The organism is Mycobacterium sp. RTGN4, from assembly GCF_033804635.1.
In the GTDB taxonomy this organism is placed as follows: Bacteria; Actinomycetota; Actinomycetes; order Mycobacteriales; family Mycobacteriaceae; genus Mycobacterium.
On the sequence record NZ_JAPZLB010000002.1, the window covers coordinates 566402 to 587427 of the forward strand.

General features: G+C 68.1%; 17 protein-coding genes. 12 read left to right on the forward strand and 5 right to left on the reverse strand.

Annotation, left to right across the window (positions count from 1 at the left end):
- The first annotated feature begins 56 nt into the window (after nt 1–56).
- From eccA to eccE, 11 genes are read left to right on the forward strand one after another with little or no spacing between them, the layout of a single operon-like run.
- The gene (eccA, locus tag SLQ30_RS06635; protein ID WP_319447363.1) at nt 57–1889 is read left to right on the forward strand and encodes a type VII secretion AAA-ATPase EccA; all 1833 of its coding nucleotides are present in this window, start codon (nt 57–59) and stop codon (nt 1887–1889) included.
- Nucleotides 1886–3418 (forward strand): type VII secretion protein EccB, encoded by a 1533-nt coding sequence (gene eccB / locus SLQ30_RS06640; RefSeq protein WP_319447362.1) that lies wholly within the window; start codon nt 1886–1888, stop codon nt 3416–3418. The genes eccA and eccB overlap by 4 nt, the downstream gene beginning before the upstream one ends.
- Nucleotides 3415–7383 (forward strand): type VII secretion protein EccCa, encoded by a 3969-nt coding sequence (gene eccCa / locus SLQ30_RS06645; protein WP_319447361.1) that lies wholly within the window; start codon nt 3415–3417, stop codon nt 7381–7383. The genes eccB and eccCa overlap by 4 nt, the downstream gene beginning before the upstream one ends.
- Entirely contained in the window at nt 7383–7691 is a 309-nt protein-coding gene (locus tag SLQ30_RS06650; protein WP_319447360.1) for a PE family protein, read from the forward strand. Before eccCa ends, SLQ30_RS06650 begins: the two co-directional genes overlap by 1 nt.
- 2 nt (nt 7692–7693) lie before the next feature.
- Complete coding sequence (locus tag SLQ30_RS06655; RefSeq protein WP_319447359.1) at nt 7694–9271, forward strand: PPE family protein; 1578 nt, start codon at nt 7694–7696, stop codon at nt 9269–9271.
- Between the two features lie 49 nt (nt 9272–9320).
- Nucleotides 9321–9614 carry a type VII secretion system protein EsxG gene (gene esxG / locus SLQ30_RS06660; protein WP_319447358.1) on the forward strand — a complete coding sequence of 98 codons (294 nt, stop codon included), beginning with the start codon at nt 9321–9323 and terminating at the stop codon, nt 9612–9614.
- 31 nt (nt 9615–9645) lie between these two features.
- Nucleotides 9646–9939, forward strand: coding sequence for a WXG100 family type VII secretion target (locus SLQ30_RS06665; RefSeq protein ID WP_319447357.1), 294 nt, complete (start codon nt 9646–9648; stop codon nt 9937–9939).
- Nucleotides 9940–9948: 9 nt separating this feature from the next.
- Nucleotides 9949–10815, forward strand: a complete 867-nt coding sequence (locus tag SLQ30_RS06670) for an ESX secretion-associated protein EspG (protein WP_319447356.1) — start codon at nt 9949–9951, stop codon at nt 10813–10815.
- Entirely contained in the window at nt 10794–12245 is a 1452-nt protein-coding gene (gene eccD / locus SLQ30_RS06675; RefSeq protein ID WP_319447355.1) for a type VII secretion integral membrane protein EccD, read from the forward strand. The genes SLQ30_RS06670 and eccD overlap by 22 nt, the downstream gene beginning before the upstream one ends.
- The gene (gene mycP / locus SLQ30_RS06680; protein WP_413467940.1) at nt 12242–13633 is read left to right on the forward strand and encodes a type VII secretion-associated serine protease mycosin; all 1392 of its coding nucleotides are present in this window, start codon (nt 12242–12244) and stop codon (nt 13631–13633) included. The genes eccD and mycP overlap by 4 nt, the downstream gene beginning before the upstream one ends.
- Entirely contained in the window at nt 13630–14559 is a 930-nt protein-coding gene (eccE, locus tag SLQ30_RS06685) for a type VII secretion protein EccE (RefSeq protein ID WP_319447354.1), read from the forward strand. Before mycP ends, eccE begins: the two co-directional genes overlap by 4 nt.
- Here the strand turns inward: eccE and SLQ30_RS06690 are convergent.
- Nucleotides 14515–15705, reverse strand: coding sequence for an alpha/beta hydrolase family protein (locus SLQ30_RS06690; RefSeq protein WP_319447353.1), 1191 nt, complete (start codon nt 15703–15705; stop codon nt 14515–14517). The two genes, eccE and SLQ30_RS06690, sit on opposite strands and share 45 nt — an antisense overlap.
- 23 nt (nt 15706–15728) lie before the next feature.
- A complete protein-coding gene (locus SLQ30_RS06695) occupies nt 15729–16607 on the reverse strand; it encodes an amidohydrolase family protein (RefSeq protein WP_319447352.1) in 879 nt (292 codons plus the stop codon).
- A 19-nt stretch (nt 16608–16626) separates the two neighbouring features.
- Here SLQ30_RS06695 and SLQ30_RS06700 point away from each other — a divergent pair, with 19 nt between their 5' ends.
- Nucleotides 16627–17394, forward strand: a complete 768-nt coding sequence (locus SLQ30_RS06700; protein ID WP_319447351.1) for a trans-aconitate 2-methyltransferase — start codon at nt 16627–16629, stop codon at nt 17392–17394.
- Here the strand turns inward: SLQ30_RS06700 and cysC are convergent.
- The 3 genes from cysC to stf0 are packed head-to-tail and all read right to left on the reverse strand — an operon-like array spanning nt 17379 to nt 20964.
- Nucleotides 17379–19247, reverse strand: coding sequence for an adenylyl-sulfate kinase (cysC, locus tag SLQ30_RS06705; protein WP_319447350.1), 1869 nt, complete (start codon nt 19245–19247; stop codon nt 17379–17381). The genes SLQ30_RS06700 and cysC overlap by 16 nt on opposite strands.
- Nucleotides 19247–20167, reverse strand: a complete 921-nt coding sequence (gene cysD / locus SLQ30_RS06710) for a sulfate adenylyltransferase subunit CysD (protein WP_319447349.1) — start codon at nt 20165–20167, stop codon at nt 19247–19249. The genes cysC and cysD overlap by 1 nt, the downstream gene beginning before the upstream one ends.
- Complete coding sequence (gene stf0 / locus SLQ30_RS06715; RefSeq protein WP_319447348.1) at nt 20164–20964, reverse strand: trehalose 2-sulfotransferase; 801 nt, start codon at nt 20962–20964, stop codon at nt 20164–20166. Before stf0 ends, cysD begins: the two co-directional genes overlap by 4 nt.
- Between the last annotated feature and the right edge of the window lie 62 nt (nt 20965–21026).

Consider the following 21026-nt stretch of genomic DNA (forward strand, 5'->3'; position numbering starts at 1 on the left):
AGCTTAGGCATACTTAAGGAGAGTGCGGGGGCTCGTCGCCTCCGTGAGACACGCATATGGGTAGTGACACGCTGGCGGCTGCCGACGCGCGGAGCAACAAGAGTCCCGTCGACCGTGCTGTGCTCAGTCGGTTCGCGACGTGCTGTCGAGCCTTGGGCCTGTCCGTCCACGATCGGCGACGTCCGGCCGATCTTCCCGCGGCCAGGTCCGGGTTCACCGAGCTCACTCGCATCGCGCGCGACCACTGCGACGCGTGGACGGGCCTCGCAGCCTCCGGCGACACCAGCGCCCGCGTGATCGAAGCGGTGTGGCAGACCGTGGACACGGCAGGCGCGCTCCAGCGCCAACTCGACCTCTCCGAGGGTGACCTGACGTTCACCTACGACTCCGGGTTGTACCTGAAGTTCGCCGCGGCCACCCGAGACGACTTCCAACTCGCTTATGCGGCAACGCTTTGCGACACGGACGACTACGCATCGGCGGACAAGCTGGTCGGTGCGCTGATCGACCGACGGCCCAGCTGGCTCGAAGCCAGGTGGGTGCGCGTCGCGATGTGTTACCGCACCGAACGGTGGTCGGATGTCGTGCGCCTGCTCACCCCCGTGGTCAACGACGCCAAGCTCGACGAGACGTACGCCCATGCCACGCGGGTTGCCCTCGGCACCGCACTGGCCCGGCTCGGCATGTTCGCCCCGGCCCTGTCCTATTTGGAGCAGCCAGGCGGACCGGTCCAGATCGCCACCGTCGACGGCACGTTGACCAAGGCATTGTCGTTGCGCGCGCAGGGCGAGGACCTCGAGGCCACCGACGTGCTGGCCGAGCTCTACGCCGCCAACCCCGAACACGACCAGGTGGAACTGGCGCTCTCGGATTCGTCGTACGGAATAGTCCCGACCACCTCTGCGCGCATCGAGGCCCGCTCCGACCCGTGGGACCCCGAGACCGAACCGACCGACGCCGACTTCGTCGATCCGGGCGCGAAGGAACGCAAGGCGCACCTGCTCATCGAGGCGGAGGCCGAACTCGCCGAGTTCATCGGGCTCGAAGAGGTCAAGTTCCAGGTCGCCCGGCTGAAGAGCTCGGTGGCCATGGCGCTCCGCCGCCAGGACCGCGGCCTGGCCGTCGCGCAACGCACCAACCACCTGGTGTTCGCAGGGCCGCCAGGGACGGGCAAGACGACCATCGCACGTGTCGTCGCCAAGATCTATTGCGGCCTAGGCCTATTGAAGAAGGAGACGGTCCGCGAGGTGCACCGCGCCGATCTCATCGGCCAGCACATCGGCGAGACCGAGGCCAAGACCAACGGCATCATCGACAGCGCGCTCGACGGCGTGCTGTTTCTCGACGAGGCCTACGCGCTGGTCTCGACCGGCGCCAAGAACGACTTCGGCCTGGTCGCCATCGACACCCTGCTGGCCCGCATGGAGAACGACCGCGAGCGGCTCGTCGTTATCGTCGCCGGTTACCGCGCGGACCTCGACCGCTTCCTCGACACCAACGAGGGCCTGCGGTCCCGCTTCACGCGCAGCATCGACTTCCCGTCGTACTCCGGACACGAGCTCGTCGAGATCGCGATGCGGATGGCCGAGAAGCGCGACAGCATCTTCGAGAAAGCGGCACTGGCAGACATGGAACGGCTGTTCGACCACCTTGCCTCGGCCACGACGCCCGACGCAGCCGGCGTGGCGCGACGCAGCCTCGACATCGCGGGTAACGGTCGCTTCGTGCGAAACCTCGTCGAAAGGTCGGAGGAGGAAAGGGAATACCGGCTCGACCACTCCGATAGTGACGACTTCACCGACGACGACCTGATGACCATCACCGCGGACGACGTGCGCCAGTCTGCCGTGCCGCTGCTGCGCGGCCTTGGCCTTTCGGTGCCCGCATGAGCGAGCCATCCGAGCGTCGCACGTTCACGTCGCGCACCCCGGCCAACGACAACCCCGAGCACGTCGCGTACCGGCGTGGATTCGTCACCCGTCATCAGGTCTCCGGCTGGCGATTCATCATGCGGCGCATCGCATCTGGAGTCGCGTTGCACGACACCCGGATGCTCGTCGACCCGCTACGCAGTCAGTCCAGGGCCGTGCTCGTCGGCGCGCTGGTACTCATCACCGGGCTGGCCGGCTGCTTCATCTTCTCGCTGATCCGCCCGGCAGGCGTCGTGGGTGACAGCGCGATCATCGCCGACCGCACCACCTCCGCGCTCTATGTGCGGCTGGGCGGTCAACTGCACCCCGCGCTGAACCTGACCTCGGCCAGACTCATCGCAGGCCGCCCCGACAACCCGACGATGGTGAAGAGCGCCGAGCTCGACCAGATTCCGCGAGGCAACCTCCTTGGCATTCCCGGTGCTCCGGAACGCATGGTGCAGAACACGACTCGCGATGCTGACTGGACGGTGTGCGACGGGATCTTCGGGCCTGCGTCCGGCGTTACGGTCATCGCAGGCCCTCTGCGCGACGGTGGCGAGCGGGCGGGCGCGCTTGGTGAGCGCGACGCGATCCTCGTCTCCAACGCGAATGGACCGAACGCTGGCGACTGGCTGTTGTGGAATGGTCGCCGCAGCCCCATCGACATGAACGACAGGGCCGTCACCGGTGCGCTCGGGTTGGGCGTGCAGACTCCTGCGGCCCGTCCCATCGCGCCGGGTCTGTTCAATGCGATTCCCGAGGCTCCCGCGCTGAGTGCACCCGTCATCGCGGGTGCCGGTGAACCGCCCCGCTACCAACTGCCCGTGCCCGCACCCGTTGGCTCGGTCGTCGCGTCGTTCGACGCCAACGACACGCTTCACCACTACGCAGTGCTCGGCGACGGGCTGCAACCGGTGTCCCCCGTGGTGGCGGCAATTCTGCGCAACACCAACTCCTTTGGACTCGACCAGCCACCCCGAATCGGGGCCGACGACGTGGCCCGGCTGCCCGTCGCGAGCGACCTCGACACCAGCGTCTACCCGAGCGAGCCGATCACGCTGATCGACCCTGCCGCCGCCCCGCTGACGTGCGCCCAGTGGACCAGGGCCGCCGATGCCACGGGTAGCGCGCTCGAATTGCGTTCCGGCGTCACGCTCCCCGTCTCCGACGAGCTGCGGACCGTCCAACTGGTCGGGGCGGGCGCGGGCCCCACCGCGGACCGCGTCGTCCTTGCGCCAGGACACGGCTACCTCGTGCAATCGGCCGGACCCGACGGCGCGTACTTCTGGATCAGTGACACCGGCGTGCGCTACGGCATCGGCGATGACGGTGACCAGAAAACCGTTGCTGCACTGGGGCTCACCCCACCAGGGCTACCGATACCATGGTCGATCCTCAGTCAGTTTGCGGCTGGCCCGACGCTGTCGCGTGCCGACGCGTTGCTGGCCCACGACGCACTGGCTGCCGACCCCCGCCCCGCAGTCGTGAGGGAGACCAACCCGTGAGCCGACTCATCTTCGAAGCGCGCCGCCGGATTCCAGTGCCGAGCACGCGCAAGGGCACCATCACCATCGAACCGCCTCCAGAGCTTCCCCGGCTGGTGCCGCCGTCGCTGCTGCGGCGCGTGCTGCCGTACCTGATCGTCATCCTGATCGTGGGCATGATTGTGGCGTTGGTGGCCACCGGTATGCGGCTGATCTCGCCGACGACGTTGTTCTTCCCGTTCGTGCTGCTGTTGGCGGCCACCGCGATGTACCGCGGCACCGACGGCAAGGTGCGTACCGAGGAAATCGACGCCGAGCGGGCCGACTATCTGCGCTACCTCTCCGTCATCCGCGACAACGTGCGCACGCACGCAGGCGAACAGCGCGCGGCACTCGAGTGGTCGCACCCCGACCCGACGCTGCTTACCGAGGTTCCTGGGACGCGGCGCCAATGGGAGCGCGACCCGCACGACGCCGACTTCCTGGTGGTGCGAACCGGATTGCACGATGCGCCACTGAATACGACACTGCGCGTGAAGGACACGGCCGACGAGGTCGACCTCGAGCCGGTTTCGCACAGCACGCTGCGTGGGCTGCTCGACGTCCAGCGCACCGTGCGCGCGGTTCCGGCGGGACTCGACATCGCCAAGGTCTCACGCATCACCGTGCTCGGAACTCCCGACGAGGTGCGCGCAGCGTTGCGCGCATGGATCGCGCAGGCCGTCACGTGGCACGACCCTGCCGTACTCGGCGTCGCGTTGGTCACCCCAGAGCTCGAGAGCGAAGCCTGGTCGTGGTTGAAGTGGTTGCCGCACTGCGACGTATCCGGCGACGGTCCGGCCCCGGGCGACGGAGCAGGCCCGGCCCGCTACCTGGCCGACGACGCTGCCGAACTACGGGAGCTGCTGGCTCCGGTGCTCGACGACCGCCCGTCGTTCGAGGCTGGTGGCGCCGACGCCAAACACCTCTTGATCGTCGTCGACGACGAGGACGCCGATCCGGACGCGATCGTGCCGCGCCGCGGCCTCGCGGGCGTGACGCTGGTGCACCGCAGCGCGGAGCCGCCACATCGCGAGCAGTATGCCGATCCGGAACGGCCCATCCTGCGGATCGTCGACGGGAAGCTCGAGCGTTGGCAGACCGGCGGTTGGCAGGCGTACGTCGATGCGGCCGACGGGCTTGGCGTCGCCGAAGCCCGCCACCTCGCGCGGCGGCTGTCGCGCTGGGATACCAACCCCAGCCACGCCCGTACCGGCAATGCCGGCATCACCACCTTCTCGACGTTGCTCGGCATTCCGGATGCGGCTGCGTTGGACGTGGCCAGCCTGTGGTCCCCGCGCGGCCGGGCCGAGGAACTGCGCGTGCCGATCGGGGTGACCGCCACCGGTGAGCCACTGCTCTTCGATCTCAAGGACGAGGCTGAGGGCGGCATGGGGCCGCATGGTCTGATGATCGGCATGACGGGGTCCGGCAAGTCGCAGACCTTGATGTCGATCCTGTTGTCGCTGTTGACGACTCACTCGGCCGACCGGCTTATCGTCATCTACGCCGACTTCAAGGGCGAGGCAGGCGCGGACATCTTCCGCAACTTCCCTCAGGTCGTGGCGGTCATCTCGAACATGGCCGAGAAGCGGTCTCTGGCCGACCGTTTTGCCGATACCCTGCGTGGCGAGGTGGCCCGCCGCGAGCAACTGCTCATGGAGGCCGGCCGCCGGGTGCAAGGCAGCGCATTTAATTCGGTGGTCGAGTACGAGGCAGCCATCGCGGCGGGCCATGACCTGGCACCGCTGCCGACGTTGCTCGTCGTCGCCGACGAGTTCTCGTTGATGATCGCCGACCACCCGGAGTACGCGGAACTCTTCGACTACGTTGCGCGCAAGGGCCGTTCGTTCCGCATCCACATCCTGTTCGCCTCCCAGACGCTCGACGTGGGGCGCATCAAGGACATCGACAAGAACACGTCGTACCGGATCGGGCTCAAGGTGGCCAGCCCCAGCGTCAGCCGCCAGATCATCGGCGTCGAGGATGCCTTCCACATCGAGGCGGGCCCCGAACACAAGGGTGAGGGCTTCCTGGTCCCGACCCCAGGCGCGCTGCCGGTGAAGTTCCGCAGCACCTACGTCGACGGCATCTACGACCCGCCTCGGATCCAGAAGACGATTGTCGTGCAAGCCATTCCGGAGCCGCACTTGTTCACCGCCGGTCCGGTGGAGACTGCGCCGGACACCGTCATCGTGACCGACCCGTCCGAACTCGACGAGCGCCAGCCACGCAAGTTGGTCGCCACCATCGGCGAGCAACTCGCGCACTACGGGCCCAAGGCGCCGCGACTGTGGCTGCCGCCGCTCGAGGACGCGATTCCACTGGACGAATTGCTGTCTCGCACCGACGTGTCCGAACGCCAATGGCGTTGGCCACTCGGCGAAATCGATCGACCCTTCCAGATGCGGCGCGATCCGCTCGTCTTCGACGCGACGTCAGCGGCCTCCAACGTTGTAATCCACGGTGGGCCCAAGTCGGGCAAGACCACCGCCTTGCAGACGTTCATCCTTTCGGCCGCCGCGCTGCACTCGCCGCGCGACGTGACGTTCTACTGCCTGGACTACGGCGGCGGTCAACTCAAGGACCTCGCACACCTCGCACACGTCGGTAGCGTCGCGTCGCCGCTGGAGCCCGAACGCATCAGGCGCACGTTCGGGGAACTGGAGCAGTTGCTGCGCGCCAGGCAGGCCCGCGGCGACCACCGGGACGAATACGGCGAGGTGTTCCTCGTGATCGACAACCTCTACGGGTTCAGCCGCGACAACACCGACACCTTCAACACGCGAAACCCACTGCTGGCCAAGGTGACCGAGCTCGTCAACGTCGGGATGTCCTACGGCATCCACGTCGTATTCACCACGCCGAACTGGCTGGAGGTGCCGTTGGCGATGCGCGACGGGCTGGGACTGCGGCTCGAACTCAAGCTGTCCGACGCTCAGGACAGCAACGTGCGCCTCGTCGGCGCGCTGCGCAGGCCCGCGGAGTCCGTCCCTGCCGAGCAACCTGGGCGTGGGCTCACGATGGCTGCCGAGCACTTCCTCTTCGCCCAGCCTGCGTTGCGCGACATCGGTGTGATCAACGCCCGTTACCCAGAGGTGTCGGCCCCACCGGTGCGGCTACTGCCGACCGATTTGGCCCCGGCCGCGATCGCCCCGCTGTACTTCGCACCGGAGCGGGTAGTGATCGGCCAGCGCGAGGAAGACCTCGGCGCCGTATCCGTCGACTTCGCGGAGAACCCGCTGTTGTTGGTGTTGGGTGACGCGAAGTCCGGCAAGAGCACGCTGCTGCGTCACCTGATTCGGACCATCCGCGAGCACTCGAGCTCGGATCGGGTGGCGTTCACGGTGATCGATCGGCGGCTGCACCTCGTCGACGAGCCGTTGTTCGCGGACAACGAATACACCCCGAACATCGACAGGGTCACCCCCGCGATGCTCGGACTCGCTGCGCTCCTGGAGGCGCGCCGCCCGCCCGCCGGGCTCACCCCGCAGCAGCTGAGTGGCTGGAGCTACCAGTCCGGTCCGGATGGTCACACGCACTACCTGATCATCGACGACGTCGACCAGTTACCGGATGCCCCCGCGGTCTCGGGGCCGTACGTCGGGCAGCGGCCATGGACCCCGATCATCGGATTGCTTTCGCAGGCAGCCGAACTCGGACTCCGGGTGATCGTCACTGCCCGCGCGACGGGTTCCGCGCACGCGCTGATGACCGCGCCGCTGCTGCGGCGGCTCAACGAACTGCAAGCCACCACCATCATGCTGTCGGGCAACCCGCAGGACGGCGGCAAGCTTCGCGGCCACCGCTTCAGCCGACTGCCCGCAGGCCGCGCGATGCTGCTGGACGACGGTGACAGCGCCACCTACGTGCAACTCGTCAACCCGTTTGCCGACGAGGCAGCGGTGCCAGGTCATCCGAGAAATACCGGAAGGGAGTTCAACTGATGAGTCTTCGTGTCGTTCCCGAGGGACTGACCGGGGCAGGTGCCGCGGTCGAAGCCCTGACTGCCCGACTGGCCGCTGCGCACGCGGCCGCGGCCCCGTTGGTCACGGCGGTGCTGCCGCCAGCCGTTGACCCGGTGTCGCTACAAACGGCCATCGGATTCAGCACGCACGGCACCGAGCACGCCGCCGTCGCTGCCCAGGGTCTCGAGGAACTCGGCCGGTCGGGCGCAGGCATCGGCGAGTCCGGAGCCAGCTATGCGGCGGGTGACGCGATGGCGGCGTCCTCGTATGTGATCGCCGGAAGCTGACCGTGACTGCCCCCATCTGGATGGCGTTGGCGCCCGAGGTTCATTCGGCGATGCTGACCAGCGGCCCTGGACCGGGATCGCTGTTGGCCGCCGCGGGGGCATGGCAGTCGCTGTCCGTCGAGTACTCCACCGCCGCAGCGGAACTCACCGGCCTGCTGGGCGCTGTCCAGGCCGGAGCGTGGGAGGGCCCGAGCGCCGAACAGTACGTCGCGGCGCATCAGCCTTACCTCGCCTGGCTGGCTCAGTCCAGCGCGAACAGCGCGGCGACCGCCGTCCAGCACGAGGCCGCGGCAGCCTCGTACACCACGGCGTTGGCGATCATGCCGACGCTCATCGAGTTGGCGCTGAACCACGCCGTCCACGGACTGCTGCTCGGCACGAACTTCTTCGGGATCAACCTGATTCCCATCGCGTTGAACGAAGCCGACTACGTGCGGATGTGGATCCAGGCCGCCACGGCGATGAGCACCTACCAGGCGGTGTCCGGTGCCGCGCTGGCCGCCACGCCTGCGACGACACCTTCGCCGCTGCTGCTGGCGCCGGGGGTTGGGGAGGCGGGCACCTCGGCCGCAACCGCGCAGCAGACCCTCGCGCAGCTTCAGGCCGCCGATTCCGGTACGGCGCTGAACAATTCGGACATTCTCTCGCAGCTGTTGCGGGCGGTTCAGCAGCTGTTCCAGGCGTACACCGACTACACCAACTCGCTCTTCCAGCCGATCATCGACTTCCTGGCCGATCCCATCGGCAACTTCCAGAACCTCATCACGGGTCTGCTGACCAACCCTGGACCGACGCTGGTGCAGTACGGGCCGTTCCTGTTCGCTGTGGCCTACCAAGCCTTTTCGTGGGTCGGGGCGTCGCTGACGTATCCGCAGCTGCTGATCCAACCGCTGCTGGCGATCGGGCTGGGCATTGGCTCCTACTTCTATCAGCAGTATCTGGACAAGTTGGCCGTGCCACCGGAACCCGCGCCTGCGGTCCCAGAACAAGCGCCGGCTCCGGCAGCCCGGCCGGTGGCGGTCCAGCCGAATCTGGGCGTAGCGACCGTCGCACCGACCGTTCCGAGTGCGCCCGCCGCGCCAGCCACGTCGGTGGCGGGCGGGTCGGTGCCTGCCACCAGTCCGGCGGCGCCAGGGGTGGCCACCGTGGTGCCATACGCGGTCGCGGGACCCGATCCTGGCCCCGGGCCGACCCCGACGCTGCGGGAGGGCACCGGAGCCAAGGCACCCGCGTCCGACATTGCGGCCACCGCGGCCGCGGCCGCCGCCGCGTCCTCGCTGGCGAAACGCAAGGCCCGCAGACGGCGCGGCGCAGCGGCGACGCAGCGTGGCTACGCCGACGCGTACATGGACTACGAACCCGATGAAGATGAAGCGCCGGAATCCACTAAAACAAATCCGCAGCAACGTGTTGCGGCCTCAGATCGCGGCGCGGGACCGATCGGCTTCACCGGGACCGCCGGCAAGGGGGACGCCGAGGCGGCCGGGCTCACCGAACTGGCAGGCGATTCGTTCGGCAGCGGACCAACCAATCCGCTGCTGCCCGGCGATTGGAACCCAGAGGGGGGATCGCGAAGCTGAACGACGACCGTCACACCCGAATTACTCCAGTCACTCGAAAGGACAGCACATGAGCCTCCTTGACGCTCACATCCCGCAACTCGTTGCATCCGAAGCGGCCTTCGCCGCGAAGGCCGCGCTGATGCGCAGCACCATCGCTCAGGCCGAGCAGGCCGCACAGTCCTCGCAGGCGTTCCACATGGGCGAGTCGGCCGCTGCGTTCCAGGCCGCCCACGCCCGGTTCGTCGAGGTGTCGGCCAGGGTGAACGCGTTGCTCGATATTGCGCAAGCCAACATCGGCGACGCCGCCGCCACCTACGTGGCCGAAGACGCCGCCGCCTCGTCCACCTACACCGCAATCTGAACCGCCCAGCCGAGCAGAAGGGAATCAACTGATGTCTCAGATCATGTACAACTACCCGGCCATGCTGGCGCTGTCCGCCGAGATGAACGGCTACGCAGGTGCATTGCACACCGTCGGCGCCGACGTCGCGAGCGAGCAGGCCGCGCTTTCCGGCGCATGGCAGGGCGACACCGGGATGTCCTACCAGGCGTGGCAGGCGCAGTGGAACACCAGCCTCGAGGAACTGGTGCGCGCGTATCGCGCGATGTCCAGCACCCACGAGACCAACACCATGTCGATGAGCGCACGCGATGCCGCCCAAGGCGCGAAGTGGGGCGGCATCTGATGATGAGCAGTGGTCGCTAACGCCGTCGAGCTGACCGCCGAGCAGGCCTGGTTCATCGCAGACACGGTGAGCGCGGGGAGCTTTCCCTGGGTGCTCGCCATCACGCCCGCCTATCACGAGGCGGCCGCCAAGTCGGCCTTCGAGGCCGAGCGGGCCGCCGAGCTCGAGGAGCTGGGTGTGATGTCGGGCGACGGGGTCGTCAATCCCGCCGTGCGCCAATGGATCACGACGACCTGCCGGGCTCGGCGCTGGCTCGAACTCCGCTTCGTCAGTGGTTCGGGAAACCTGCTGCGCGGCTTCGTCGGGCGGCGCGGGGACTCGACGGTGGTGGCGCTGCGCAACGGCGCCCTGGTCACGTTCTCGGCGCTGGCCGTCGACCACCCGCAGGCGCTCGTCCCGATCCTGACCGCGGGCCTGTCCGGACGCGCACCCGCGCGCTTCGAGGAGTTCACCATCCCGACGCGGCTGGGCGCACGTGCCGATGAGCAGTTGCGCAGCGGGGCCGCGCTCGTGGACGTTGTCGACTTCCTCGGCATCCCGCAGACCGCGCGCCCCGTGGTGGAGGCCGCCTTTGCGGCGGACCGCACCTACGTCGAGATCGTCGCGGGTGACCACCGTGACGGTCACCGCGTGAGCACCGAGGTCGGGGTCAGCATCGTCGATACGTCGGCGGGCCGGATGCTCGTCGCGCCTGCGAAGGCGTTCGACGGGGAAGTGTTGTCCACCTTCAGCTCTGGCACGCCACTGGCGATCGCCGCCGCGATCGAGCGGCTCACCGGGACGCTTCCCGACGGGCCTTGGTTCCCGCGGTCACACCTCACCCGAGACTTCGAAGAGAGAACGGAACAGCAGCAATGTCGACAGACAGTCAATTGACCGGCACCACGTCTTTGAGGGCGGCGTCGTTGGCGGCGATGCCGATCGTCCGCATCGCCGTGCTGGCCGCAGGCGGGCCAGACCATGCCAAGGGCGGCCGGGTGACCGACATGGCGCTGCCGACCGAACTGCCGCTGCGGGAACTGCTGCCCGCCGTGCGTCGGATGGCAATGCCGCCGAACGAGGATGCCGACGACTCGCCGCCAGTCGCGCTGTCGCTGGCCCCGGTCGGCGGGGCTCCGTTCAGCCTCGACGCCACCCTTGACACCGTCGGCGTGGTCGACGGCGACCTCCTTGCGCTGCAGCCGGTTCCGGTCGGACCGCCTGCCCCGCGCATCGTCGAGGACATCGGCGACGCCGCGATGATCTTCTCCGCAGCGCGCGAAAAGCCCTGGGGTGCTTCGCACCTCGAACGTGGGGCCAGCGTCGCGGTCATTGGACTGATCCTGCTGACCACCGTGCTGGCCGTGGTGCACCGCGCCGCGACCGGCGGCAATGCGGGGCTGGTCGCCGCGGGCGTCATTGCATTGGTCGCCATGCTCGCCGCGCTGTCGGTGCGCAAGACCCAGCTCGCGACGGCGTTGTCGGTGACGGCGCTGGTTCCGATCGCGGCGGCCTTGGCGTTGGCCATCCCAGGGGAATTCGGCGCGTCGCAGTTGCTGCTTGCGGCGGCAGGCGTGACGGCGTGGTCCATCGTCAGCATCACCGTGGCGGAGCGGGCGATAGCGGTCTTCACGGCCGCTGCCGTCGTCGGCGGTGCCACCCTGATCGCTGCGGTGGCCGCCGCCATCTGGACGCTCGACACCGTCGTCGTAGGAAGTGTGTTGGTGGTGCTGGCCCTGCTGGTCACCGTCTCGGCCGCGCAGCTGTCCGCGCTGTGGGCGCGGTTCCCCGCTCCGGTGCTTCCCGCACCAGGCGACCCCACGCCGTCGGCCCCGTCGATCCGGGTGCTCGAGGACCTCCCGCGGCGGGTTCGGATCAGCGACTCGCACCAGACCGGGTTCATCGCAGGCGGTGTACTGGTGGCGACCGCTGGCGTGTTGATACTGGCTGCGCCACACACTGTTTCGCCGTGGGTGTGGTACGTGGTGGGCGCGGTCGGGCTGGGGTGGGCGCTGCGGGCTAGGGTGTGGGATTCCGCCCCGTGCAAGGCCTGGCTGCTCAGCCAGCCCGCGCTCTCGGCCCTAGGGTTGCTGGCGGTGTTCGTCGTCGACGGGCGTTTGTCCGCGGCCTGGTTCGCGCTGTTGGCCCTTGGCGGGCTGGCCGTCGTGTGGGTCATCGCCGCACTGTTCGGAAGCGTGGCGTCGCCTGACACGTATTCGCTTCCGGTCCGGCGACTGGTCGGATTCCTTGCCTCGGCCGTCGACGCGTCGCTGATTCCCGTGCTGGCCTATCTCGTCGGTCTGTTCGCCTTGGTCTTGAACAGGTGACGTACGCCAGGCTGCAGTCCGGTCTCGCGGCGGTGACGGTGACACTCACCGTCGCGGCCGTGGGTTGTCCCGCCGCAGAGGCGATCACCCCGCCGCAGGTCGACGCTGCAGTCGCCCCGCCGTCGGGCAATGCAGGGCCGGTGCAGCCGATGACGCAGCGTTCCCCGTGCGTCACCAGTGTGGTGCTACCCGGCAGCGATCCCGGTGCGGTCAATCCAAATCAGTTGATGCTCAACCTCGCTGGCGCCTGGCAGTACAGCCGCGGGGATGGGCAGCTGGTCGCGGTCATCGACACCGGCGTTCGGCCGGGTCCGCGGCTGCCGAACGTCGACCCCGGTGGCGACTTCGTCGAATCGACCGACGGGCTCTCCGACTGCGACGGGCACGGCACGTTGGTGGCCGGGCTCATCGCGGGTCAGCCTGGGGCTGACGGCTTCTCCGGCGTCGCTCCCAATGCCAGGGTGTTGTCGATCCGCTCGACGTCCGCGCGCTTTGCGTCACGCAGTTCGGGCGAGGATCAGGCCACAGCGCGCGCGGCCTTGGACGTCGCCACGCTGGCGAGGGCAGTCGTGCGGGCCGCCGACCTCGGTGCGCGTGTCATCAACATCTCGGCGGTCACGTGCCTCGCGGCCGACCAGACCGTCGACCAGACCGAACTAGGTGCGGCACTGCGGTATGCCGCCGTCGACAAGGACGCGGTGATCGTCGCCGCGGCAGGCAACAACAGCGCAGGACTCAACCCGGGCTCAGCGTGTCCGTCGAACCCGCCTTCCGATCCAGGGCGGCCGGATGACCCGCGCAACTGGGCGGGGGTGACGTCGGTGTCGATCCCGTCCTCTTGGCAGCCCTATGTGCTGTCGGTGGGGTCGCTGACCACGACCGGCGGGCCATCGGGATTCACGATGGCGGGACCGTGGGTCGGCATCGCTGCGCCAGGCGAGAACATCGCGTCCGTCGGCAACTCCGACGGCGGCGGTCTGTCCAACGCGCTGCCCAACGATCGGGGTGACCTGTTCCCGATCCGCGGATCGAGCTTCGCCGCCGCCTATGTGTCCGGCGTGGCTACGTTGGTGCGCAGTCGATTTCCTGAACTCAAGGCCGAGCAGGTGGTGCAACGGCTGACCGCAAGCGCGCAGGGCGCGGCCAGAGCGCCGTCGAACCTGATCGGAGCTGGCCCCGTCGATCCCGTCGCCGCGCTCACTTGGGCAGCCGGACAAGGTGCCGGGGAGCAGGCACCCGAATCGAAGCAGCTCGCCGCACCCGCGGCGCCAAAACCCAAGGACACCACCCCGCGCACGATCGCACTCGCAGGCACGGGTGTGCTGGCCTTGGCCGCCGCGCTGGTGGCCGCCGTGGCCGCGTACCGACGAAAGGAACGGACCCAGTGACCATCCGAATCGCGTTGGCCCTGTCGGCCATCGTCCTCGCGACGTTGGCCCATCCGTGGCAGTCGCTCACTGAGCGCTGGGTGCTTGGCGGGGCGGTGGTCGTCGTGCTCGCTGTATTCGCCTGGTGGCGTGGGCTGTTCGTCACGACGATGATACGGCGACGGGTTGCGGTGTGGCGGCGCAACCACTCCAAGCCCAAACTCCGGCCGACCAGTCAGGTGACCGTTCTAATGCAGGTCGCCGACCCCGCCCGTGTCGGCCTGCCGTTGCCCGTCGTAGCAAGCTATGTCGACCGGTTCGGGGTGCGCTGCAACAAGATTCGAGTGACCAGTCTCGCCGACGGCGACACGCGCGCGACGTGGATCGGCATCACCCTGGACGCCGGCGACAACCTGGCTGCGTTGGCGGCCCGTTCGCCGGAGCTACCGTTGTCCGACACCGCCGAGGTCGTGGGGCGGCGGCTGGCGGACCACCTGCGCGAACTGGGGCTCGAGGCCACCATCGTGGACGATGCCGCCGCGCCGCTCAACGGGTCAGGCAAGGAGTCGTGGAGCCGGTTCCGCGACGACGTCGGCTACCTGACGGCTTACGGCCTCCCCGTCGACGAAAGCTTCACCGAGCGCATCGGTGAGGCGCGGGCGCAGCAGGCGCACACCTGGACGGCATTGGAGTTCAGCGGCTCGTCGGCACACCCGACCGTGGCGGCCGCGTGCGCGTTTCGGACGCAAGAGCCGCTCAAGAAGCTGCCCGTACCCGGCCTCGTCGCGCAACGCGGCGTCCAACGTCCGCTGCTGGCCGCCCTTGACCCGCGCTCCGTGCACAGGCTCGGGCTTAACGCGAGCCCATTAGGGGCCAGGCTGCTTGATCAGCTCGGCTGGCCGTCAGTCGAACATGAAGTCGCCCATGAACCGAGTCATCCTGCGTAGGTAGTCCGGTTGGCTGACGTGGAGCACGTGATTGCCGGGAAACCAGTGGAATGCGCAGTGGTCCCAGTGCTTCCACAACGCCTCGGCCTGCTCGGGCGGCGCGAGCCGGTCGCCGAGCCCCGCGATGATCAGCCTGCGGTCCTTGGGCACCAGAGGCGCGTAGTTCAGCGGGGAGTGGTACGCCGATGCGGCCGCGGAAAGCGTGCGATCGGTTCCGGTGACCCGGTTGCCGAGCTTCACCAGCAGGTTGGCCGGGAACCAGTCGTCGAACAGCGACTCCGGGTCTACGACAGGAACATTGGGTATGACGGCCTGGATGCGGTCGTCGACACCGGCGATCAGCGCCGAGGTGTAGCCGCCGAGCGACATACCCGTCAACGCGATGCGGTCGACCCCGGTGTACTCGAGATAGTCGAGCACCGAACGGAAGTCGTGCACGGCCTGCGCCATGGCCTCCGCAAAGCCCGCGAAGCCGTCGGCAAAGTAGCCGTAACCACTGAAGGGAGAATGCTTTTCGGCCCGGCTGCCGTGAAAGGGCAGCGTGTAGAGCAGGATGTCGTAGCCCGAACGGTAGAACCAGGGCAGTGAGAAGAACAGGCCGTTGAACAGATACGGCGACCCCATGAACCCGTGGATGACACACAGCGTGGGGTGCGGACCGTCGTCATGCGTCCAGTGTTGGGCGTGTACGACGTTGTTGCGCTGGTATCCCTTTCGCCGTTCGCGCAAGGCCGGGTTGATGGCCTCGAAGCTGCTCGTGAACTTGATGTTGCGCACCCGGCCGTGTGCCACCCACTCCGCCACCGGGTTCGCAGGCCGCGACGTCACACGTGGCGGCTCGATAGGTGCGGGGAATGACAGCACCGGATCCTGTGCCTTTCCCAGTTCGGCATAGAACCCCAACGCTTCTCGCTCGGCTCGGGAGTCCGACGGACGCAACACGGCACCTGCCACCGTCGGCAGCATCGCGGCGCCGACGAGCGAGGCGACGGCCGTCCGGAGGCCGAGATCGGCCGCGGCCGAGGCGTCGACGATCAACCGCTGCTGGAATGTGAGGTCGGCTCGCCGAGGGAGGCCGCCGAGAGTCGCATCGGCTCCGGAGACGTCGGGCACGGGGATGGGCGGATCCACGGGCGAACTGGTCACGGCCGATGCTAACGCGCCGCCAGTCAGCTCAACCCGAAAAGCCGCGCCCCATTGTCGTGCAGCACACCGCGTAGCCACGCGTCGTCGATGCCGTCGAGCCTGGTCAGCACCGTCAGCGCATCGAGATAGCCGTAGGGGATGTTGGGGAAGTCGCTTCCGAACAGGATGCGGTCGGACATGTCGAGCAGCCGCGGATACGCCTTTCGCGGGAATGGCATCAGTTCCTCGGTGAACGGGGTGAAGGCCATCGTGGTGTCCAGGTACACGTCGTCATACCGCTCGCAGAGGTCGAGGAAGTCGACGTACTCGGGCATGCCCATGTGCGCGACGATCATCCGCAACGTGGGGTGTCGGGCCAGCACGGCGCGGATGGGGTCGGGGCCGGTGTGCACGCCCGGCTCTGGACCGGATCCGCAGTGGGTGACGACGGGGATCCTGGCGTCAGCGAGCATCCCCCACACCCCGTCCAGCAGCGGATCGGTCGGGTCGTAGCCGCCGACCTGCACGTGCGCCTTGAACACACGGGTGCCTGCATCGATGGCGGCGGCGACGTAGTGCTCCGCGCCCGGCTCCGGGTAGAACGTCGCGGTGGCAAGGCAGTCCGGGGTGTCCGCCGCGAACTGCGCCGCCCATTGATTCAGCCACTCCGCCATCGCCGGCTTGTGCGGATAGACCAGCGACGTGAAGGCCCGCACGCCGAAGCTGCGCAGGAGGGTCAGCCGCTGGGCCTCGTCGGTGCGGTAGGTCACCGGCCACGTGCGTCCGACGAGCGGACCCGCCGCGTCGAAGTACTGCCACACCTTGTCCATGACGCGTTTGGGCATGAAGTGCGTATGCACGTCGACGAGGCCGGGCAGCCCCAGCGCTTCCCAGATTCCACGTACGTTCGTTGATTCGTCCATCATCAGAGAGGATGGTCTCATGTGGAACCCAGACGTCTACTTGGCCTTCGCAGACCACCGCGGGCGGCCGTTCTTCGACCTGCTGTCGCGGGTCGGTGCGGAGGCGCCACGGCGGATCGTCGACCTGGGCTGCGGGCCGGGCAACTTGACCGTCACTCTGGCTCAGCGGTGGCCGGATGCGGTGATCGAAGCGGTCGACAGCTCGCCCGAAATGGTCGCGGCCGCGAAGCAGCGCGGACTCGACGCCGTCGTCGGCGGCATCGACGACTGGTCGCCGAAGCCGGACACCGACGTCGTCCTATCGAACGCCGCGCTGCAGTGGGTGCCCGAACATGCTGCACTGCTGGCGAGTTGGGCCAAGACGCTACCCAAGGGGGCGTGGATCGCCATGCAGGTGCCCGGTAACTTCGACGCCCCCTCGCACGAGGCGGTGCGCGAGGTCGCCCGCCGCGCAGAGTTCGCGGAACCGTTGCGGGACATGCCTTGGCGGGAAGCAGACCAGGTGAAGACGCCCAGCCAATATGCGGACATCCTCACCGACGCCGGGTGCGCCGTCGACGCGTGGGAAACCACGTACATCCATCAGCTGACGGGGGAGACCCCGGTGCTGGACTGGATCACCGGCACCGCCCTGACCCAGGTGAAGAGCCGGCTGTCCTCCGAGGAGTGGCAACGTTATCGGGAGGCGATCATCCCGGTGCTGGCCGACGCGTATCCGGTCCGGGTGGACGGCACGACGTTCTTCCCGTTCCGGCGTATCTTCGTCGTCGCTCAGGTCGGCGGCTGACGCCGTTCGTTGAGCAGCGCGATCACCTGCGCGACGAGGTCGTCGATGTCGGCGCCCGTGGTGTCCAGTACCAGGTCCGGGTTCTCCGGTGCCTCGTACGGGGCGTCCACGCCGGTGAGGCCCTTCAGTTCACCGGCGCGGGCACGCGCGTAGAGCCCCTTGGGATCCCGCTTCTCGCACTCCGCCAACGACGTCGCGATGTGCACCTCGATGAAGGGCAACTTCGCCGCGTCGTTGAGCGCGCGGGCGATCTCCCTGTCGGACTTCAGCGGGGACACCAGCGAGGCCAGCGCCACCACTCCGGCGTCGGCGAAGAGTCGGGTGAGGTGGCCCACCCGCCTGATGTTCTCCGCGCGATCGCCTGGCGAGAAGCCGAGGTCGTCTGACAATCCGTGCCTGATGTTGTCGCCGTCGAGCAGGTATGCGACGTCACCGGATTCGACCAGCGCACGTTCGACGGCGACGGCGACGGTGGACTTGCCCGACGCGGGCAGCCCGGTGAACCAGATGGTGGCGCCCCGCTGACTAGTGGCCTTCGCGCGGTGCTCGCGGTCCAGTGCCGAAGGGTGCCAACGGATGTCGTTGCGGGTCTGCGCGCCGGGAATTACCTCGCGCGGTTCGACGATGGTGCCGGCGGCGATGGTGTCGTTCGACGTCTCGTCGATCAGGATGAACGCGCCGGTGTCGCGGTTCTCGGTGTAGGAGTCAGCCACCACCACCGAGCTGGTGCGCAGCGTCACCAGGCCGATGTCGTTGAGCGTCAACTCGACTGGGTTGTCGAGCTCGTCGAGCGTCTCGGGATCCAGCCGGGTGTGCAGGGCCTGCACTGTGGCGCGCACGGTCTTGGACGTCTGCTTCAGTGCGACCCTGTCGCCGGCGCGCAGTGGAGTCTCGGCGAACCAGCACACCGTGGCGTCGAGCTCGCGGGCGAGCACCGGCGGCGTGGCGTCTTCGGCGCCGCTGACGAACACGTCGCCACGGCCGACGTCGATGTCGTCGGCGAGCTCGATCGAAACCGACAGCGGCGCAACGGCCGTCGTACGTTCGGCATCCAGGGTGTCGACAGCGGTAACCGTCGAGCGGGTACCCGCGGGCAGCGACACGATCGGGTCGCCAACGCTCACGGTGCCCGCGGCGAGCCGCCCGGTATAGCGGCGCCGTTGGTCGGAGGTTGGGCGGGAGACCCACTGGATGGGCAACCGCAACTTGCTCGGCTCGGGCTGGGGTGCCGACAGTTCGATGCCCTCGAGGTACTCCAGCAGCGTGGGGCCGTCGTACCACGGGGTGTTGTCCGATCCATGCACGACGTTGTCGCCGTGTTTGGCCGCGATCGGGATCACCGTCAACTCGGCGCCGCCGAGCCTGGCGGCCATCTGCTGAAGCTCCGAAGCGACCTCGTCGAACCGGCCCTTGTCGAAGTCGATGAGGTCGATCTTGTTCACGGTGGCCACGAAGTGCTTGATGCCCAACAGGTTTGCGATTCTGGCGTGTCGGCGGGTCTGGCGCAGCACGCCCGCGCGGGCGTCGACCAACAGGATCGCGACATGAGCGTTGGACGCCCCGGTGAACATGTTGCGGGTGTAGCGCTCATGGCCCGGGGTGTCGGCCAGGATGTAGCTGCGGCGTTCGGTCGAGAAGAACCGGTAGGCCACGTCGATCGTGATGCCCTGCTCGCGCTCAGCACGCAGTCCGTCGGAGAGCGCGGCCAGGTCGGCGACGCCCGCCTCGTCCGTGACGGCTTCGAGATGGTCGAGCGGAAGGCTGTCGGTGTCGTGCATCAGCCGGCCGATCAACGTGCTCTTGCCGTCGTCCACCGAGCCGGCAGTGGCCAGGCGCAGTAGCTGCCTCGTCATCAGAAGTATCCCTCACGCTTGCGGTCCTCCATGGCTGCCACCGAGGTGCGGTCGTCGGCTCGGGTCTCGCCGCGTTCGGACACCGTGGCCGCAGAGATCTCGGAGATGACGCCTTCGATGCCCGTGGCGTGCGACCGAACGGCGCCGGTGATGGTGAGGTCGCCCACCGTGCGATACCGCACCCACTCGACTGCCGCGGTCTCGCCGTCCGCGGGCTGAACGAACTCGGACACCGCGAGCAGGATGCCGTCGCGTTCGACGACCTCGCGCTCGTGGGCGAAGTAGATGGACGGCAGTTCGAGGCCCTCCAATTCGATGTAGCGCCAAATGTCCAACTCGGTCCAGTTCGACAACGGGAACACCCGAACCTGCTCGCCCTTCCTGATCCGCCCGTTGTAGAGCGCCCAGGGCTCGGGTCGTTGCGCGCGGGGATCCCACTGCCCGAACTCGTCGCGGAAGGAAAGGATGCGCTCCTTGGCTCGAGCGCGCTCCTCGTCGCGGCGGGCTCCACCGAAGGCCGCGTCGAATCCGCCTGCCTCGAGGGCGTCCAGCAGGGTGCGGATCTGCTGGCGGTTGCGAGAGGCGCCCGGTCCGGGGTCGGGCACCCGGCCGGAGTCGATGGACTCCTGCACGGATCCGACGATCAGCTTGTGGCCGTGCTCGTCGAGCCGACGGTTGCGGAACTCGATGACTTCATCGAAGTTGTGACCGGTGTCGACGTGCAGCACCGGAAACGGGAGCGGAAACGGCCGAAATGCCTTCTCCGCCAGCCGGAGTAGCACGATCGAGTCCTTGCCTGCGGAGAACAGCAGCACGGGTCGCTCCAATTCGGCGACGACCTCGCGAATGATGTGGACCGATTCGGCCTCGAGAAGTCTCAGTTCCTCGACGTGGGTCGCATCCTCAGTGGGAGCCGTCATAGGGGCAGACCCTCCTTTTCCGCATCAGTGCGATACCGCTCCACCCAGTCGTCGGAGCGTTGGTCGGCTTGACGTTCGAGCACAGGCTCCGGCGCCAGCCGCGGATCGAGCCCGAGCGCCTCGAGCACCGTGCCGACCACCTCGGTGAGGTTTCTCCACAGCACCGGATACGAAACGTCGATGGGGGTGATGTGCTCTTCGGCGAACCACGTCCGCCACCCTTCCTCCTGCGCCCGCAACATCGTCACCACGTGTGCGATGGCGCCCGCGTGGTACTCGGCGCGGGCATCTCGCACGGGGTCGGGTCGGCCCCGCCAGACCCGGGTCTGCACGGCCCGCCAGAACGAAACGGCCTGTGAGATGACGTCGGGGCGGTACACATGGACCAACACGGGATCGGAGCCGACGACGTCGCGGATGGCCGCGAGCAGACCCGGCCCCGAGCGATTCGGCAGGCCCGCGGCGCGATCGAGCAGCAATGGCGTCTGGTTCCACATCAGCTTGCCGCCCCACACGCCGTTCGGCGTGCGTCCCACGGTGCGGATGTAGTCCCGCCAGATTTCGGACGGCGCGATGTCGGGTTTGCCTTCGTCCAGCGGGTCGAGAAGGCGCAGAATGGACTCGTCGCCGACGCCCTCGAACCACTGCCGGGGCTGCGGCGACTGGCTGGTGGTCGGCAGGTACTGGAAGAACTCCTGTGGCTCACCGGCCACGCCGGTGGCGCGCAGGGACTCGACGAGCAGCGTGCTGCCGCTGCGTTGTGACGCGAGCACCAGGTACGCAGTCGGGGCAGACATGCGGTGCAGCGTAGTCGGTGCCGAAACCCCTTGCAGGGGCGATATTCTGCTCACCACGAGCA